11 protein-coding genes are annotated in these 19,475 nt (G+C 39.3%); 7 read left to right on the top strand and 4 right to left on the bottom strand.

Translation table 11 applies throughout. The features are described 5' to 3' along the window. The first annotated feature begins 619 nt into the window (after positions 1-619). Positions 620-2,548 carry a methyl-accepting chemotaxis protein gene (locus ESZ36_RS21360; protein WP_246129203.1) on the top strand — a complete coding sequence of 643 codons (1,929 nt, stop codon included), beginning with the start codon at positions 620-622 and terminating at the stop codon, positions 2,546-2,548. A 248-nt stretch (positions 2,549-2,796) separates the two neighbouring features. Here the strand turns inward: ESZ36_RS21360 and ESZ36_RS21355 are convergent, their stop codons facing one another. Beyond that, the gene (locus ESZ36_RS21355) at positions 2,797-5,886 is read right to left on the bottom strand and encodes an efflux RND transporter permease subunit (protein WP_146791630.1); all 3,090 of its coding nucleotides are present in this window, start codon (positions 5,884-5,886) and stop codon (positions 2,797-2,799) included. Further along, positions 5,886-7,064 (bottom strand): efflux RND transporter periplasmic adaptor subunit, encoded by a 1,179-nt coding sequence (locus tag ESZ36_RS21350; protein WP_146791628.1) that lies wholly within the window; start codon positions 7,062-7,064, stop codon positions 5,886-5,888. The genes ESZ36_RS21355 and ESZ36_RS21350 overlap by 1 nt, the downstream gene beginning before the upstream one ends. A gap of 421 nt (positions 7,065-7,485) precedes the next feature. On the opposite strand from ESZ36_RS21350, the gene ESZ36_RS21345 reads away from it, so the two are divergent. The 3 genes from ESZ36_RS21345 to ESZ36_RS21335 all read left to right on the top strand — a co-directional run bounded on the left by ESZ36_RS21345 (position 7,486) and on the right by ESZ36_RS21335 (position 10,735). Continuing rightward, entirely contained in the window at positions 7,486-8,334 is an 849-nt protein-coding gene (locus tag ESZ36_RS21345) for a hypothetical protein (protein WP_146791626.1), read from the top strand. A 155-nt stretch (positions 8,335-8,489) separates the two neighbouring features. Continuing rightward, positions 8,490-10,007, top strand: a complete 1,518-nt coding sequence (locus ESZ36_RS21340) for a methyl-accepting chemotaxis protein (RefSeq protein WP_146791624.1) — start codon at positions 8,490-8,492, stop codon at positions 10,005-10,007. Positions 10,008-10,180: 173 nt separating this feature from the next. Beyond that, positions 10,181-10,735: a cytochrome b gene (locus tag ESZ36_RS21335; protein ID WP_146791622.1), complete on the top strand. Its 555-nt coding sequence runs from the start codon at positions 10,181-10,183 to the stop codon at positions 10,733-10,735. Here ESZ36_RS21335 and ESZ36_RS21330 read toward each other — a convergent pair. Beyond that, the gene (locus ESZ36_RS21330; RefSeq protein ID WP_146791619.1) at positions 10,732-12,834 is read right to left on the bottom strand and encodes a metallophosphoesterase family protein; all 2,103 of its coding nucleotides are present in this window, start codon (positions 12,832-12,834) and stop codon (positions 10,732-10,734) included. The two genes, ESZ36_RS21335 and ESZ36_RS21330, sit on opposite strands and share 4 nt — an antisense overlap. A 323-nt stretch (positions 12,835-13,157) precedes the next feature. On the opposite strand from ESZ36_RS21330, the gene ESZ36_RS21325 reads away from it, so the two are divergent. The 3 genes from ESZ36_RS21325 (at position 13,158) to ESZ36_RS21315 (ending at position 17,536) form a co-directional block, all read left to right on the top strand. After that, positions 13,158-14,741 carry an alkaline phosphatase gene (locus tag ESZ36_RS21325; RefSeq protein ID WP_146791617.1) on the top strand — a complete coding sequence of 528 codons (1,584 nt, stop codon included), beginning with the start codon at positions 13,158-13,160 and terminating at the stop codon, positions 14,739-14,741. A 24-nt stretch (positions 14,742-14,765) separates the two neighbouring features. Then, positions 14,766-16,625: an alkaline phosphatase family protein gene (locus tag ESZ36_RS21320; protein ID WP_211357840.1), complete on the top strand. Its 1,860-nt coding sequence runs from the start codon at positions 14,766-14,768 to the stop codon at positions 16,623-16,625. A 158-nt stretch (positions 16,626-16,783) separates the two neighbouring features. After that, entirely contained in the window at positions 16,784-17,536 is a 753-nt protein-coding gene (locus tag ESZ36_RS21315; RefSeq protein ID WP_146791615.1) for a hypothetical protein, read from the top strand. Between the two features lie 300 nt (positions 17,537-17,836). On the opposite strand, the gene pdxR is transcribed toward ESZ36_RS21315, so the two are convergent. Next, on the bottom strand, positions 17,837-19,417 hold the full coding sequence (gene pdxR / locus ESZ36_RS21310) for a MocR-like pyridoxine biosynthesis transcription factor PdxR (protein WP_211357839.1): 1,581 nt from the start codon (positions 19,415-19,417) through the stop codon (positions 17,837-17,839). Positions 19,418-19,475: the final 58 nt, after the last annotated feature.

The raw sequence follows: 19,475 nt of genomic DNA, 5'->3' as shown, positions 1-19,475 counted from the left end.
ATACACATCAAAATATTAATTGAAGAGTGATAAGCATAACACTATGATTTTAAATGAAAAAATAAAGTGATTTTCATTCTCTTATAATTAAAGGAATAAATCCCCACTTTCAGATCTTTATTATTACATATTTAAATCACGAGTAAGTTGCTTCAATCGAGTATTTCTTGTAAAAACCTTGGTAACTAAACGGTCTAATACAGATGTTTATTCACTTTCATAGAGTCTATCGAAATGGTTAGAGTCACACAAAAAAAGCCTAAAAAACCATGATTCGAAGAAAGTGATTGTTGATGAATTTCACCCACAAAATAAATTAAATAAAAAAAGTTAATATCCAATGTTTTTCGCCAGCATTGCTATGGTAATTAAATTTTGTTTTAATCAATTAACGAAATTTTATTAAGTTCGTGTTACGTTTACTACAATAAAGTTAATGATTTCGTTCATGAGTTATTAACTTAAGTTTTCTATATGCCAAATGGATGAGGATATATATAGGGTCCCCTCATAAATAAGGTATAAGCTCAAATTTAAAAAAATTAATCACAAGCTTGTTTTTACATTTTTATCTATTTCTTTAACACCGCTCATTATTTTTGCCTATATCAGTATCAATATGGCAAGCGACTCCATTCAGGCACAAGCATTTAGTCAATTAGAATCAGTACGCTCGATTAAAAAATCTCAAATATCTAACTACCTTTCTTCATTAAAAGCCAGTTTGCAGGTATTAAATGATGATCCCTATTCATCCGAAGCTTTCAATGCCTTTGATCAAGCCATAACTTCTGCTGGTTTAAATAGTGATGAATGGCGACAAGCAGAAAATAAATATGCTGATCGCTTTATAAAAATTAATAAAGTGAATGCTTGGTATGATCTCTTTTTTATCAATTTACAAGGTGACATTGTCTTTACTGCCGCAAAAGAGTCTGATCTAGGCATCAATATTCCTCAATCTCACATTAACCAAACCAGTCTGGGCGATGCATTACAAAAAACACAGCAAAATGGCTTAACTGAAATATCAGTTACCGACTTTAAACCATACCCACCTTCCAACGATGAGCCAGCTGCGTTTATGATGACAAAGCTTATTAACTTAAGTGGAAAGCACATTGGTTATATTGCTCTACAGTTTCCTTTAAATAAAGTTAATGAAATCATGCAACAACGAGATGGTATGGGCGATACGGGAGAAACTTACCTAGTGGGTGAAGACCAAAGAATGCGCTCAGATTCTTATTTAGACCCTAAAGGACATTCTGTAATTGCATCTTTTGCTGGTGATATTAGTAATAATGGGGTGAATACCGATGCGGTAAAAGCTGCATTTAACGGTGAGACAGCAAGCCGTATTATTATTGATTACAACGGTAATAGCGTACTCTCTTCGTTTACCACTGTAGACTTGGGAGACTTTAAATGGGCACTTATTGCTGAAATTGATGAAGCAGAAGCTTTTGAAACATCCAATAATCTCATTAATATATCAACAGCCATTGTCGCTGGGGTATCAGTCGTTATTGGTTTTATAGCTATCTTAATTGCTAAAAACATTAGTGGCCCTATCGTGCAGGCCGTTGCTATAGCGCAACGAGTATCTTCAGGTGATTTAACGGCAAAGATTGTCGTTAATCAAAATGATGAGTTAGGTTTATTACAACAGGCTATGCACGACATGGTAGCTAAGTTGAAAGATATGATTGAGCATATTTCTAGTTCTGCCGATCAGCAAGCCACTGCATCTCAAGAACTATCTAGCATTACCGAGCTAACCAATGCAAATGTGTCTCGACAACACCAAGCAACAGAGCAAGTTGCTACCGCAATAAATGAAATGAGTGTTTCAATTGACGAAGTAACACAAAACACCTCTGAGGCTTCAAATGCCGCAGATACTTCAACCAAACTGGTAAAGATTAGCTCTATCGCAGTTAATGAGACCATAGGCCAAATCCTCCAATTATCAGATGACATCACTAAATCTAAAATTTTAATTGATGACGTTCAAGCGGGAACCAAAGATATAGCGAATATTTTGGTCACCATTAAAGGCATTGCTGATCAAACAAACTTGCTCGCATTAAATGCAGCAATAGAAGCAGCGAGAGCAGGAGATCAAGGTAGGGGTTTTGCAGTCGTCGCTGATGAAGTGAGAAATTTAGCACAAAACACACAAAATTCTACGGTAGAAATCGAAAAAATGATTAAGTCATTAGAGCTAAACGTCAGTGCTGCAACCGACTCCATGGTTGCAGGTACAACACAAGCTCAGCTCATCGTTGATAAAACAAATGAAGTAACACAGTCATTAACAGAGGTTGAGTCGTCGGTATCAATGATCTCTGATATGAATATTCAAATATCTACTGCCACACAACAACAAAGCTCGGTTGCGCGAGATATAAACCAGCAAGCAACAGAAATAAGTAACATTTCAATTGAGACCGGTGAAAGTACTAAAGAAATATCTTCTGCGAGTGACGAACTAGCGGCTTTAGCAGTAGAACTGACTAATCAAGTTAAAGCGTTTAAAGTATAAGTTTCAATAGCAAATATTAATTATTGAAACTAGTCATTGATAGTAATCAGTTGATATTAGCGGTTTAATAGTTAATATCATTTTGACAAAGCGCATTCACAATAGTGTCAGATGCACACATAAAAAAGCCCTAGCAGACGAGAGTCACTAGGGCTTTTTAATTTTACATAAGGACTTATTAGTTAATTATTAATAACTAATAAGACACTAAGACACTAAGACAAACATATCTAAATAGAACATTGTCATTATCCTAGTTGCTCAGCCTTTTCAATTTCTTTGGAAATGGCTTGCGGTGAGCCGGTATTACGACATAACCAATAATATGCTCCTGGCACAATAAACAAGGTAAATATACTCGCCAATGATACACCAGAAAAAATAACCACACCGATAACCATTCGGCTTTCAGCGCCAGGCCCAACGGCTAGCACTAAAGGAATTGCACTTGTTACTGTGGTAAACGTAGTCATGACAATTGGACGTAATCTTTGCTGAGCGGCACTAATTAATGCTTCTTCAAAAGCAATACCTCTATCACGTAACTGGTTAGCAAACTCAACAATTAAAATACCATTTTTTGCCGCTAAACCAATCAACATAACAATGCCAATTTGGCTATAAATGTTTAAACTCATGCCCATAAGCTCTAACCCAGCAAGGGCTCCAACCAGCGCCAGTGGCACGGTAAGTAATATAACGAAAGGATGAATAAAACTTTCAAACTGCGCGGCTAACACCAAGTAAGTAATTAAGAGTGCAAGTAAGAAAACAAACAAGATGGAGTTACCTGATTCTTTTAGTAATAAAGACTCGCCTTTATAATCAACTTGCACATGCTCTGGCAGTTTATTTTTAGTAACATCAACAAGAAAATCTAACGCATCACCTAAGGCATAACCATCAGCTAAGTTTGCTGTCACCGTGATGCTACGTAAGCGATTATAACGGTTGAGCCTCGACGAGGTCGCATTCTCACCAATATTAAGTAAGTTAGCTAATGGAATTAGTTTTTCCGTTGTGCGAGAACGTACATAAAGATTATCGATATCAGTCGGGCTTTGAAATTGTTTTTCATCACCTTCAACAATTACATCATACTCTTCACCGCGATCAACGAAGGAAGTAACGCGACGTTGACCTAACATTGTCTCTAAGGTTTGAGCTATATCTCCTACTGGAACACCTAAGTCATAGGCACGTTCACGATCTATTTGCACTAATAGCTGAGGATACGTTTCTTTATAATCACTATTAATATTCGACAAGTTAGGGTTCTTTTGCGCTTCCGTGATCAAAATATCACGCCATTGAGCCAGCTCTTCAAAGGTATTCCCTTGTAATACAAAAGACACTGGCGCATTACTACCGCCCCCGCCACCAATACCACGGCGCATAATAGCAAACGCACGGACATCGGTAACATTTTGCACATCACGATTTATTTTGTTAATAAAACTAAAAGTATCAATACTTCGTTTATCCCACTCAGGTAAGCCAACAATGGCAATACCACCACTGCCACCAAAACCAGGAACTCGCACTAACACACGATCTAATTCCCCTTCAGCTTGATAACCTAGAAGTTTCTCTTCAATCTTATGCATGTTTTTTACGTTACTTTCATAACTAGCTCCTTCAGCACCCTGCATAATTAAGAAGAAATTACCGCGATCTTCCTTAGGTGTATATTCAGAAGGTAATTTATTAAACAATAAAAATACTGCCGCTAATGATAAGCCCAGCACAAGCACAATTAACAGAGGTTGATGAATACTACTTGCTAATGCACGGCCATAAGCGGCTTCAAAGCGAGCAAAAGCGCGGTCAAGCTTTTGTCCAAATGAAGAACTTCGCTCTCTATGCTTTAGCATTTTTGAACACATCATGGGCGTAAGTGATAACGCTGTGAGACTCGAAAAAACGACAGCGGCGGCGATAGCAATGGCAAATTCGGTAAATAAACGTCCCATATTGCCAGAGAGAAAGACCAGTGGGACAAATACAGCAACCAATACTAACGTGGTGGCAATAACCGCAAAAGCGACTTCCCTGCCCCCTTCGTACGCAGCCATTAATGGCGCTTGACCATTTTCAATACGGCGGTAAATATTTTCAAGTACTACAATAGCATCATCAACAACAAGACCAATGGCGAGTACCAAGGCTAATAATGTTAGCAAGTTAATGGAAAAACCAAACCAAGATAACGCCATCATTGAGCCAATTAAAGCAACAGGTACCGTCACGGCTGGAATTAAAGTAGCACGAACGTTACCTAGGAATAAAAAGATAACTAAGACCACCATTAACATGGCAATAATTAAGGTGTTGTACACTTCATCGATAGAACCTTGAATAAACACCGAACTATCATAACTATTAGTGATCGTTGTTCCCACAGGGAGAGAGTCACGAATAGCGATCATTTCTTTCCTAGCGGTTTTCACCACATCCAAGGTGTTGGCTTTAGATTGCTTGATGACACCCAAGCCGACCATATTTTTACCATTACCGCGGAACATGTTTTCATCATCTTGCGCACCAATAAATACTTCAGCAACATCGCCTAATCGCACTACTGACTTGCTCTCAGAGTGATTAATGACCATATTGGCAAAGTCTTGCGCTGTTAAATAGCTACGCTCAACGCGAATAGAGAAATCTCTGTCGATTGACTCTATACGCCCTGCAGGTAACTCAACATTCTCATCACGTAAAGTACTTTCAATATCTTGTACGGTAATATCTCGCGCAGCCATAGATGCACGATTCAGGCGAATTTTCATAGCATAGGTTCGACCGCCACCAACGCGTACACGGGCAACACCATCCACCACGGCAAAACGGTCAACGATATAACGATTAGCGTAATCGGTAAGCGCTAACGTGCTCATGGTTTCACTTTGTAAAACGAACCAAACAATTACGCTTTCATCGTCATTAGCTTTAGATACTTCAGGAGGATCAGATTGTTCTGGTAGGTTATTTAATGCACGAGAGATGCGATCGCGTACATCATTTGTGGCCGCATCAATATCGCGGTCTAAATTAAACTCAATGGTAATGCTTGAACGACCAACACGACTATTAGAGTTAATCGTTTTAACCCCCTCAATGCCGCTAATTCTATCTTCAAGTAATTGGGTGATTTTAGTTTCAACAATGGCTGCAGAAGCCCCTGGATAGGAAGTGCTGATATTAACAATCGGTGGATCAATGTCCGGATATTCCCGTAAGGGCAACATTAAAAAAGCAACAATACCAAAAGTTATAATAAGTAAGTTTAATAAGGTAGCGAAAACAGGTCTTTTAACCGATAGATCAGAAAGAATCACTAGGTTTTGCTCCCGTTTTCAGCGGGTGCTTTATTGGTCTTTTCGTTAGCTGACTTAATAGCCTTATCTTTTATCTCAGCTTCTACCTCAGCTACTTGACCAATGATACTGACTGCTGAGCCGTCTCGAAGCTTAAGTGCCCATTCAACAACCACATGCTCACCTTCAACTAAACCTGATAAAACTTCTACTAAACCAGGATGACGTCGGCCAATTTTTATTGCTTTTCGAATGGCTTTCCCTTCCTTTTCAACAAAGACATAATGGATATCTTCAATAGGAATGATACTGCTTTCAGGTAACTGTAATATATTCTCTACTTGTAACAACACACTAATATTGAGCAACATGCCAGGGTGAAGTTTTAATGCTTTATTACTGATAGTGGCGCGCACTTTAATACTTCGCGTACTTGAGTCAATTCGACTATCAATGGCAGTTATTTTACCGATAAATTCTTTATCTTTATAAGCGCTGTTTATCGCGCTAACTTGTTGTCCAACATGAATATGGGTTAGTAAACGCTCAGGTAAGTGAAAATCAACTTTGATAATACTCAAGTCATCTAAACTAGTAATGACATCACCCGCATCAATATAAGCACCTTTACTCGCCTCACGAAAACCCAATACGCCAGCAAATGGCGCACGAATAGTTAAGTCATTTAATTTAGCGCGCGCACTAACGAGTTGTGCTTCAATCGCCTTAGTTTTTGCTTCTTGTTGCTCAACTAAAGACTTCGAAGTAGCTCGACTGGCGAGTAGCTCAGATAATCGCTTTAAATGCGCCTGTGACTCTGACAAATTAGCTTTTAATTCATTAACCTTTGCTAACTCTTCTTGGTCATTCAACTTAACTAATTTAGCGCCTTTTTTAACTCTCTGACCATCGTCAAAATAAATTTCATCAACAAGATCTGAATATTTACTGGTAATAACAACTTGCTCATTAGCTCTCGCTGTACCAACGGCTTCAACGCTTTCAATAAATTCGGCAAGTAATACCGGAACCATTTTTACCGCAACGACACGCTTGAATGTACTTTTTTCTTGCTTAGCTTCTGGCCATTGCAAATAAGTAATTAAGGCCACTAGGATGGCAACTATAATAAATAGGGGTAAACGGCTGATGAGAGACGGAGTACTTGCAGGCGCTGTAGACACAGACTTATTTGGCATAAAATTCTCTAGTAGCATATTGATAGTGAAGTATAAAGCGTATATACCCACACTACATGAAGATGCAGGTTTCAGCTGGAATTAGAAACACCTTTAGGCAAGGCATTGATTGAAAAAAATAGTTATTCTATTGTCGAAATCAATAACGTAGCATAAAGCGTTTCTAAACCAGCCCTACGGGAACTCCTGAGCAATTTATGCTCTTCGTTGCCTCGTTTTTTAAGGGAATAACCATTAATAAAAAGAGGCGCCTTGATCATAATACGCTCAGGTACCCTGAAATACGCAGCTTCAAGTGGTTTGGGTATAGTTTGTACACAAATACTATAACCTATAGCCTACTTAATAGCATTTACCTAGACGGTAACTTAGCTTAAAATATTAACCACTTAACGCAAATTAATGCAAATGAGATAACCCTTTGAACAAATTAGCCGTACTAGCCTTTGCCTTACTATTATTTTTTAGCACCATGTTATGGTATCTCGCGAATAGCTCTTTAAATGATTACCTCAAAAGCCAAGTGATATTGCAGAGCCATTACTATAGCTCGCAAGAAGCAAAACTACTCAGTGCTGATTACTCAGATAATACTGGCATCACTAACTTTACTGACTTTTCTCTGAGCAATATTGATGGCTTAACCCAGCCTTTACTTTTTAAAGCAGATAATATTAGTGCACAACTAGCAAAAGTACCCACCCGCCAGCTTGATTCGCCCAGCATACAGAAGAAAACAACCACTATCGTTCACGTAGAAGAACTTCGCCTAGGCAGCTTACAGGCTTGGTCTGAGATCCCTAAAACAAGTGAAGCAGGTAAAACTAATTTAGAAATTTTGTTTGAGCACATTAATACCCAGCTAGCTACTGATTACCCAGCTTTATATCCACAAATCAGCGCAGGGCTTTATGCAAAAATGTATCCTGAGCGAAGCGAAAGATTGGCCTTAGAAGAGTTAGATACCAACCCAAAAGTACAAACGGTTGAAACCAACCAAGCAGTAATCGCCTCTAATGAAGCTAAGCAGAAAAAACGCTTGTTAGGTAAAGCGCTAACACGGGTAAAAATAAGCTCTGTAATTATTGAAGACTTGACTCTAACCGTCATTAAAGATCATAAAATATTAACCAAGCACTTTAGCAATATACAGTTAGGCAGTTTTGGTAATGAGAATGGTCTAGAGAGTAATCAGTTGGGTGGCGAGCTACTTAAACAAATTCTTGATAACTTAATCAGTATAGAAAACGCTGACTCCATGAAAAAATAAGCGAGTTAGAATAAGCAGTTTTAATAAATTATATACAGAGTTTATATAATTTACTAAAAATTCATTAAAGTTCACTCTCTGCTGCCGATATAGATCAAAACAATAACTTTTTATCACTGTTATTATTAACTTAACCACTTTAAGTTGTGCAATTTATGTCATCTACTATGAAACAATTAATTACTGTTACCGACTTGAAGGGTAATTATACCTATGTAAATCAAGCATATTGCCAAACAACCGGCTATCAAGAAAGTGAACTGCTCAATACGGATACACGTAGTTTAACCCATGAAAAAATGCCAAAGATGGTGCTTGATGAATTATCTGCAACCTTGGAAAAAGGTTTTTCATGGCACGGTTTATTACAACTAAAAAGCAAAACAGGTAATCCAATTTGGCTTGATGTTTTTATTACGCCGCAATATAGCCAAAATAAAATAACGGGTTTTCAATGCATTAGTTCCATCGCAGACACTTCACTTGCTAGCAATGCTGAACAGATCTATCAAGCACTTAATAAAAATAACAGCTGGGTAACCTTTGAGTTTACTAAAAACCATAAGTTTGCTTTTCTAGTTTTACTGTCGATTGTAGCGCAAGGGTTTATTTTTACTCAGCTCGGCTTGTTTGCCTCCATCGTTGCAGCGCTTAGCGCCATTACCCCTGTTCTCGTTTTTTGGTCTGATATTATACCTACCGCAATGCGTGCCCAACGTATGCAAAGTGTGTTTGACTCCGTATCTCGCAAAGTGTATTTCGGTAAGGGCACGTCCAGTGTTTTTGACTTTAATTTTTTACTGTTAAAAACCAAGATTAAAGCCATTATTGAACGCACGCTTGACGCTGCTAAACCGATAAAAGCCGTTATGGGAAAAGTGAGTCAAGGCCTAACAGATACTCGAACAACATTAGCGCAACAAAAAAATGATTTAGAACAGCTCAGTACTGCAATGACTCAAATGCAGGAGTCTACGCAAGATATTGCCCAAAATACGGTCAATGTTGCCAGCGAATTAGAAGTAACTTTCGAGCACTGTGAGCAATCTCAGCAAAGCATTTATGAAACTAGCGATAAAATAAGTCATTTGGCACAATCGGTAGAGAGTGCTTCAAGCTCTGCAGACAGCTTAACGCAGTCGGCAAATAACGTAGGTGCGTTGATGGAAGAGATTCAGTCGATTGCCGACCAAACAAACTTATTGGCATTAAATGCTGCCATTGAAGCCGCACGAGCCGGTGAACACGGCCGAGGTTTTGCCGTAGTTGCCGATGAAGTACGAAACTTGTCATCACGGACCCAAGACTCAGCGGTAAAAATTCATCAACGCCTAACCATTATGCTTAATACCATAGAGGAATGGGTTGCCTTGATGAATAAAAATAAAGATGAAGCGCAATTCTGTGTTGATAGTGCTCAGGCATCGCATCAGCAAATTAATTCAGTGGTCGAAAAAATGCAAAATATTAACCAAGCAGCGACTCAAATAGCGACAGCAGCTGAAGAGCAATCTTGCGTGTCTCACGAAATAAATAGCCACTTAACGGATATTGCACAAAATACCGAATCTACTTGGCAGCAAACTGATAATGTCGCCGAGCAAATGGAAGAACTGGCAAAAAGTGTTGATGATATTGCCGACTTGGCAAGCACCTTTGTCCCCAAAAAGTAATTAATACCACTATCATTATGTTTGTGGCCTTGTTGTACGTAGAAAAAATAATTCAAGGCAAGGCGCTTGAATGAGTAATAGCTGGCTATTGGGATTGAGAGCAACGCGGTCTTGGAGCATTTTAACCAGTACAAGTGGACAATAATTTAATGAAATTGGTATAAGGATTGATCATGACTTGGAAAAACACTCAAAATCACTATGGTTCGATTTCAATTAAAATGCACTGGTTAATGGTGGTTTTAATGATTTTAGTTTTTGCTAGTATTGAAAGCAGAGTATTTTTTGAAAAAGGTACAGAGCTGCGAGACCTCTTCAAGATGTGGCATTTCATGCTAGGTTTATCGGTTTTTATTTTAGTCTGTGCGCGCCTCTATTTACGCAGTGTACAAGTTATTCCCCAAATAACCCCGCCACTTTCAGCTCTTCAAGCTCGGGGAGCCCACATGGCACATCTAGTACTTTATGTTTTCATGATTGCTATGCCAATCTTTGGCTGGTTTGTACTCAGTGCAAAAGGCAAAGTAATTCCTTTTTTCGGGCTAGAGTTACCTGCACTTATTTCCTATGACAAACCTTTAGGAAAATTATTAGAGGGGTGGCATAAAGAGATAGGCTCATGGGGTTATTACCTTATTGCTTTTCATGCGGTGGCAGCATTAGTACATCATTACATTCAAAAAGATGACACGCTAACGCGTATGTTACCGGTAAAGAAAAAATACTAAGGCAGTAATTCTTCACTGGTTTCTATAAAAACAGTTTTACTGCCATCACAATGTAAGTCTGCAATTAACTGTGGCGAGCCATCATCATTAAGCTCTAAATACCCCAAGCCACTTTTAGGTTGCAGCCGTTGATGACCTAACTTCAATTTCTGTTCTTGCTCACCAACCATTAACTTACGTCCTTTAATACGCATAGAGCGACGTTTGGTGAATAAATTTAGTGGTGAATAAGGTCCATAAAACCAACGATTCATCCGATCAAATAAACCAATGAGCGGTTGAGGGAATTGGTTCTTAATACCACTGGAAGTAATTTGCCAAATATGCGGCGAATGGTGACGAAACCTCAACTCAACATCGTAAACAAAAGAGTAATGCACATCGCCTGAAAGAATAACAAAATGTTCTGGTGTTTTTGGATGTTTGAAAATATTTAACAAGGTACTCGCGGCCCCTGGATGCGCCATCCAATTTTCAGCATCTACCGCTAATGGGTGCCCTGCTAACGTGGCAATACGTTGAATAGTTTCAATGACCTTAACACCAAAAATAGGCGCCGGTGATACCAACAAGATAGAGTTATGCCCTATCAACTCTTGTTGTAATTCACACAAAGCTTCCCAATCCATTAATCCTGAAGGGTCGTCCAACGCCTGTTCTGAGCGCCAGCGACGTGTTCGACTATCAAGCACGACGAGTTTAGGATGACTATCAAGCGTGTATTGCCAATGAGAAAACGTTAATAAATAATCAATAAAGATGTCTTGTGGACATAAGTCTTGCGAATCACTGTCTTGTTGCTCTGAATTTGATTCGTTTTGATTAGCATTTGCCACTTGGTAATCATTGGCAACTTTATAAAAATCCCCTTTGAATTGTTTAGGATCATTTCCCCAACCTTGGCATAACCAATAAGCAAACAAGCTATTACCGATAATGCGTTTTGCCAACGGGTCTTGATAAGCAGCTTGTTCCCATGCCGCAGTTAAATTCCAATCATCGGTAACATCATGATCATCAAAAATCATGTACGTTGGCGTGTGCGCGAGTAAGCGTTGAACTTTATCTAAGCCGCTAACAAAGTCTTTAATGGCAGCTAACTCTTGCTGATGAACCGCTTTGTATTTTACAGGGACATTAAAGCCCTCCAATTTCACCTGCTGCCATAAAGTAGGTGACCACACTAAAAAATACATGGCCATATTCTCAGCAAATGTCATCACATGATTATGAGAATAGGTGGAGGTAAAAATGGGCTGTTGCTTTCTTGATGTAAAAAAAGCGGGTCTAAACCAATATGCTGGCGAACTGCTTTTAGGTAACAGTAGCTCACGTTGAAAGTATTGTTCACTAAACTGGTAAAGCTCACTACCGCAAGTAATGCCTTGCTCAGCTAAATATTCATCACTAAAGCTCTCATCATTTAATCCTAATAAAACGATAACTTGATGAATAGCATGAAGGGTAACACCAGCAACATGATCAGCATAAATTTGATCACCAGACATCATCAATAATGCTGGTCTTTGCTCAACATCTGTTAAGGTTTGTCCAACTAAATGATCGCCCGCTAATAAACTATCTGGACTCTCGTGATGTGGATTACGACAAGAGCCATGCAGTAAATTATTTATATTTTTTTGGATAATAAAGGAGGGGCGAATTCTATCGTCAAAGGCTAAATGAGGGATAATATCAGCTAGGTTTTTGGTGCTAACTTCGGTGCTATTTAAGGAACTACCACTGCTTGTATCAAACGAGTCACTTGCATTTACTAACAGCAAGTCATACTCAATATAAGTCTCTACCGGTAAGTTAATGCTTACATCTAACAAATGAACAACGGCTTTTTTACCAACTCGAAAAGTCGTTAAATTATTATCATCAAGCGGTGCTATGAAAGTTGGCTTATCTTTAGTTGAAGTATTAGCGGTAGTATTTGTTGAGTCAGCACCACCCACATTCTCTTCATCTAAGTGCTCATCACCTAGGTAACAGTGAAGCGCTCCACGACACTCAAATGGGCTAATCCACCACAGCACTAATTGTTGTGATGTTAAACGTCGTAAAATTGGCCCCACTAAAATATCTGCTAACACCTAAGTCTCTATTATTTATCTAAGTTAGTTATATTAAAATAACGTATTAAGGGTGTTTATCTCGTAAATTGCCCTTAATAGCAAGATGAAATTGTTACCTTCTGTGATTCCCCGAACCACCCAATATTGACTGTTAAGAAGTTTACTCCTTATACCTTGTCACAATGCTGTTACAAATCCTTCATCGTTCATTCATCTTTACTTTACCAAACTGTCATTTTTAATCACTAGGATACTGGGGATGTTAATGCATGCGCATTAGCAATAATAATTAACCTTAATTCCTAACTTCTAACCTTAAATTAAAAAACAAAGGAAGCACTATGAACTCAATGTGGGTTTCACTTTCAGCTTTGTCATCATTTTTACTCTCTAGCGTCGCCGTTGCTGGAGTTTTACCCAATGTGCAAAAAGACAGTCAGTGGTTTGCAGATGGTCAGCAATCTGTTATCGCTAAAACTAAACTAACACCACGTAATAAAGCAAAAAATGTCATTTTATTTGTCGGTGACGGCATGGGGTTATCTACCTTAACGGCGGCACGAATTTTAGCCGGACAGAATGAAGGTAAATCAGGAGAAGAAGGTTACTTAAGTTTTGAAACCTTTCCTTATTCAGCGCAAGTTAAAACCTACAATGTAGATGCTCAAACGCCTGACTCTGCTGGCACAATGACGGCAATGATGTCAGGCGTAAAAACAGATGTTGGTGTTATTGGTGTTGATGAAGATATTGCCCGTGGTGATTGCTCCACGGTTGCAGGAAATGAGTTAGTGACCTCGCTAGAAGCTGCTGAAATTAAGGGCTTATCGACGGGAATCATTTCAACGGCGCGCATAACCCATGCAACGCCAGCTGCTACGTATGCAAAGTCTGCCGATCGTAACTGGGAAGATATCTCTGATATGCCTGAAACAGCTGTAACAGCTGGTTGTGTTGATATTGCAACACAACTTATTGATTTTGAGAAAAACTTAGAACAGCGCTTCCAGGGCATTGATGTTGATGGCATTGAAGTTGCTTTTGGTGGTGGTCGCAGACACTTCCTACCAAAAGATGAAAGCTACAACAGCGCCGATGCTAACAGTGCCATTGAAGGCGATCGTACTGATGGTGTTGACCTAACAGCCAAGTGGCAAGAACAATATCAAAGCGGTAAATATATTATCGATCAAGCTGGTTTTGACGCTATTGATGCCAGTAACACTGAGCGCGTGTTAGGACTTTTCAATGAATCTCACATGCAATATGAAGCCGACCGTAAAAATGATATTGCTGGTGAACCTTCCCTCACTGAACTTACCAGTAAAGCCATTGATATATTAGATAACAATGACAAAGGCTATTTTCTTGTTGTTGAATCTGGACGCATTGACCATGGTCATCATGCGGGCTCTGCCTACAATGCATTAACCGATACCATAGAGTTTTCAAATGCGGTACAAGCGGCAATTAACAGTACTAATCCCGAAGAAACCTTAATATTAGTGACCGCGGATCATAGCCATGTATTTACCATTGCAGGCTACCCTAAACGTGGTAATCCGATATTAGGTAAGGTTATTAATGTAGGTAAAACAGAGCCAGCGCTCGCTGATGACAACATGCCATACACCACCTTAGGTTACACAAATGGTAAAGGTTTTAGAAATTTAGTCAACGAAACCAATGCCGACCTAACTTATAACGATGATGCCGTTGCCGGTCGTCAAGATTTAACAACCGTAGATACAACATCGACAGGTTTCCATCAAGAAGCGGCGGTGCCATTAGGTTCAGAAACCCATGCTGGCGAAGATATTAGTCTACACGCTTCAGGTCCAGGTGCTCATTTAGCGCAAGGTGTTATCGAGCAAAGTGTTGTTTTTCACATCATCAATCAATCTCTTGGCTTAATTGCTCAATAACTTGCTAATAGAAAGGAATTAACAATGAAAGCCTTAAATAAAAAATCAAATAAAACATTAAATATAACATTAAAATTAACCTCATTAGCCTCGTTAGCCGCGTTAGCCGCGTTAGCCGGTTGCGATGGCAGCGACGGTACAAATGGCGATAACGGTACACAAGGGTCAAACAGTTTAATCAACCAAACGCTAGTCAGCGTTGGTCATGAACAATGTCTTAACGGTGGCGTACAAATTGACTCAGGCTTAGATAGCGATAGCTCAGGTGTTTTAGACGCTGGTGAAATTGAGACAACAGAATATGTTTGCAAACCAACAGTTACTCAGATGCAGGGTTCATCATTAACCGCAACTACCAACAACTTATGGTATGAACAAGGGAAGAGTATTTTAAGCCAAGCCCAGCTAAATGCTAAGTCTTTGGTTAATGCGCGCGGCAAAGCCAAAAATGTCATTTTATTTGTCGGTGATGGTATGGGTTTATCAACTGTTACCGCCGCACGTATATTAGCGGGTCAACAATTAGGAAAATTGGGTGAAGAACATGAGCTAAGTTTTGATAAATTCCCTTACTCTGGTTTTGCTAAAACTTACAATGTTGATGCACAAACTCCTGACTCTGCCGGCACAATGACTGCGATGATGTCAGGTGTTAAAACTGATGCTGGTGTCATTGGCGTGAGTGAAGCAATTAGCCGCGGAGAGTGCTCCACAGCATCAGGTAATGAGCTAGTAACGGCATTAGAGTTGGCGGAGATTGCAGGGAAATCAACGGGTATTATCTCTACTGCTCGTATTACTCATGCAACACCCGCAGCAACCTATGCTAAGTCTGCGGAGAGAAACTGGGAAGATATTTCAGATATGCCTGCAGAGGCTATTACAGCTGGTTGCGTAGACATAGCTTCGCAACTTATCAGCTTTGAAAGTGATATTGAAAGCCGCTTTTCCGGTACTGATGTTGATGGTCTCGACGTTGTTCTAGGGGGAGGAAGACGTCACTTTTTACCAAAAGACGCCGCATATAATACTGCTGATGCTACAAGCACCGTTGAAGGTGATAGAACCGATGGCCGAGATTTAACAGCTGAATGGCAAGCCCAATATCCAACGGGCAGTTTCGTGATTGACCAAGCAGGTTTTGATGCCGTTGATACCAATGCTACGCAACGTTTATTCGGTTTATTTAATGAATCACATATGCAATATGAAGCCGATCGTAAAAATGATATTTCGGGTGAACCTTCTTTACGTGAAATGACCAGTAAAGCTATTGATATACTTGATAATAATAAAGAAGGTTTTTTCTTAATGGTTGAAGCTGGGCGAATAGATCATGGCCATCATGCTGGGAGTGCTCACGGGGCATTAACCGATACCATTGCTTTTGCTGATGCGGTACAAACTGCTGTTGATAACACTGACCCTGAAGAAACCTTGATTATTGTTACTGCCGATCATAGTCATGTATTTACCATGGCAGGTTATCCAAAACGTGGTAATCCAATTCTAGGTAAGGTAGTTAATGTAGGAAAAACAGAACCAAGTCTAGCAAAAGATGGTATGCCTTACACAACTCTAGGTTATACCAACGGTAAAGGTTTTAGAGATTTAGGCTCAGAGACTGATGCCGATGAAGGTTATAACGGTGATGCGATAACTGGCCGTCAAGACCTAACGCTGGTTGATACAAGCTCAACAGGTTTTCATCAAGAATCCTTGGTACCAAGAGGTTCAGAAACACATGCAGGTGAAGATGTCGGTATTTATGCAATGGGACCTGGTGCTCACTTAGTCACAGGAACAAATGAGCAAAGTATAATTTTCCATGTAATGGATTATGCCGCTGATTTAGTGAAACAAGCTGAAAAGGCAATGAATTAGTTAGTTAGTTAAAGACCAGCTCTTTTAAAAGTAGCACCCAAGGAAGTTGTCACCTTTTGTACAAAATAGGCAGCTTCCTTTCGTTTACTCTAATTAGCTTTAACTTATTCTAATTTACTTTAATCAACTCACTTCTTTCTTATGCGAGTAATCTTAGTATGAAAATTATCTCTTTATCACGATTGACCCTACTACTTTTCACTATAGTAGGAGTAACTACATCAGTCAGCAGTACTGCCAGCGAATGCAAAATATTACCCAAAGTACTAAGTGCTTATTATGACTTTAGCCAACAGAAAACCAATAATATAGAGGAACAAAAAGCACAGGTAACCTCAGCTAAAAAAACACAGTCATTTGAATTACATCGATACAATAATAGAGTCTTGCAGCGAGATCTTAGCCAAGGTGTGAATGATATTTGGTCGCACAATGGCAATCGCTTATCGTTAAATAGAGCTTTTGAGCAATACCAACATACCATTGAGTACCAATCAAATGAATTAAGATATCAGCCAAAGTGGCAAGATATTTTTCAATTAGTATCGACACCTGATCTTAGTAAAATGCAGCTTGTTGGGCAAAAAAATTCAGGTTGTCAATTAGAACAACATTATATTCATAAAACACAAACATCAGAATATCAACTAGTTTGGTTACCTAACCTTCAGTTAGTAAAGTTCTTCGAGCTCAAAAGCGCAACCTCGACTCGCCAGTGGTCATTAACAAATTATCAAGGTACCGTCGAACAAATCGCTTCACTCTTTAATGAGTATTCACGCTATCAAAGTACTGATTATGCTGATGTTGGCGATAACGAATCAACGCCCTTTTTAGCGGCGATGATTAATCAAGGCTTTTCAGCCAGCCAGAATACTCAAGCGCTACATACACATCACAAGGCACATTAATACTAATTCTATTAAATTATTGCTCACTTGTGCTGGTTAAAATACATCACGCCTGCGTTGCTCTCAATCCCAATAGCTAGCTATTACTCAATCGAGCGCCTTGTCCTGACATATCTTTCCTGCGTACACCAAGATCACAAATTTAATGTAATTGGTATAAGTGTAGAGTTTTCCTATTAATCAGGAGTGAAGTTGAAATAAGTTAAGGCTGTGACTTTACTATTATTTCAACTCACTTCTTAACCTTCTTTTTAACTCTATGATTAACTCACTTATTAATAAGCTTGAGTAGTTAGCTTATTAATAGTCTGAGCCGTATAAAGTCTTCATCACAATAGCTAACCCTTCGGTAACTTCTGCTTCGTTCATTGCCGCAAATCCTAACCGGATAAAGCGGTATTCTTTCTTAGGTAAATGGCTTGGTATATTCTCCGGTAAATTCTCTGGTAAATTATTCGCTGAGTTACTCGCTAAGCTATTAGTGAGCTCATCCGGTAACACTTTAAACCTACAAAATTCTACCTCAGTTTGTAAGTACACTTGATGTGCGAGTAGCTTCTCTTTTAACCCGACAATCGACTTACCCGTATCAAGCCATATTGCCATACCGCCAGCAGGTACTTCGAAATGTATCGGTAGACCTTGTTCTTGATAGGATCTTAGCTGTTGAACCATAAAATCACGACGTTTTTGATATAAGCGCGTCATGCGGCGCAAATGTCCTTCAAAGCCCCCTTGCTGCATCCACTTAGCCACAGATTGCTGAACTAAGACATTACACTTATGGTTCATCACCATTTTATAAGCAGCCACTTGCTCAATTAAGGCATTATTTGCCACAACATAGCCAATACGTGCGCCACCAAACATCAGTTTTGAAAAAGTAGATATATAGATAACCAAACCTGCGGGATCATCAGCAGCCATAGGTGCAATCGGCTGGCTATCATAATGAAACTCATGATCATAATCATCTTCTACAATGGCGACACCGTATTGCACCGCTAATTGATAGATTTGCATACGCCTAGAGATATCTAAAGAGACAGTCGTTGGGTATTGATGTAATGGTGTAAGATAAAGCAACTTGACCTTACCTTGAGCAAAGACTTGCGCTAAATGCTCAGGGTCTATGCCCCGCTCATCTTGTTTAATTGCAATTAATGTCGCGCCCGTGCGCTCAAAAGCAGCCCAAGCAGGCGGGTAACCTAGTTGTTCAACTGCAACTTTATCTCCAGGTTGTAAAAGTAACTGAGAAATCATATACAAGGCTTCTTGTGAGCCATTGCAAATCATCAATTCTTTTTCAGTTATCGAGCGAACGCGTCGTAAATATCTGGCTATTTCTTCAATAAGCTCAGCTTCTCCACGACTATCACCGTAACTTAAATCATCAATTTTAGGACGCTGGCAAGTTTGTGAAAAATGACTTTTAAACTCATCAAAAGGAAACTTCCTGATATCGGGTTGACCACCGGAGAAATTATAAGGATATTCGCTCGCTTTAACTTTTGGCGTAACAGCACAATTTTGTTTTACTCGAAATTTCCAATCAAAACTTTGCGGTGTTTTCGCCATTTTATTTATGGCACGACTTCCTTGAATTGGCAGGTTTGCTACCACTCGGTAACCTGAACGTTCTTTTGCTTCAACCCAGCCTTGCGCCACTAATTCAGCCAATGCCGCCATAACAGTATGACGATTTACCGATAACTGCTGAGCCAGTTTTCGCGCTGAAGGTAAAGCTTCAGTCGGTGCAATATGACTTTCTTTAATCGCTTTTCTCAAGGCATCAGCAATCGCCAAGTACTTTACTTGTTTCCCTGACAGTTTATTTGGATCTGAGTTTTCACAAAATACTTTTAACGTTAACGCTTTCAATCTGGTCTACCAAGTTATTGATATCTGGTTGTAGTAGTTATACCAAAGGTAATCATAA

It is taken from the genome of Colwellia demingiae (assembly GCF_007954275.1).
In the GTDB taxonomy this organism is placed as follows: Bacteria; Pseudomonadota; Gammaproteobacteria; order Enterobacterales; family Alteromonadaceae; genus Colwellia; species Colwellia demingiae.
Note: the sequence above shows the minus strand (reverse complement) of the source record. Positions and strands in the feature narration are given on the sequence as shown.

Excerpts from the sequence above, each read along its gene's own strand:
- ESZ36_RS21325 (WP_146791617.1), top strand. The coding sequence starts at position 13,158 with ATGAACTCAATGTGGGTTTCACTTTCAGCTTTGTCATCATTTTTACTC.
- ESZ36_RS21340 (WP_146791624.1), top strand. The coding sequence starts at position 8,490 with ATGTCATCTACTATGAAACAATTAATTACTGTTACCGACTTGAAGGGT.
- ESZ36_RS21315 (WP_146791615.1), top strand. The coding sequence starts at position 16,784 with ATGAAAATTATCTCTTTATCACGATTGACCCTACTACTTTTCACTATA.
- ESZ36_RS21350 (WP_146791628.1), bottom strand. The coding sequence starts at position 7,064 with ATGCCAAATAAGTCTGTGTCTACAGCGCCTGCAAGTACTCCGTCTCTC.
- ESZ36_RS21360 (WP_246129203.1), top strand. The coding sequence starts at position 620 with ATGGCAAGCGACTCCATTCAGGCACAAGCATTTAGTCAATTAGAATCA.
- ESZ36_RS21320 (WP_211357840.1), top strand. The coding sequence starts at position 14,766 with ATGAAAGCCTTAAATAAAAAATCAAATAAAACATTAAATATAACATTA.
- ESZ36_RS21335 (WP_146791622.1), top strand. The coding sequence starts at position 10,181 with ATGACTTGGAAAAACACTCAAAATCACTATGGTTCGATTTCAATTAAA.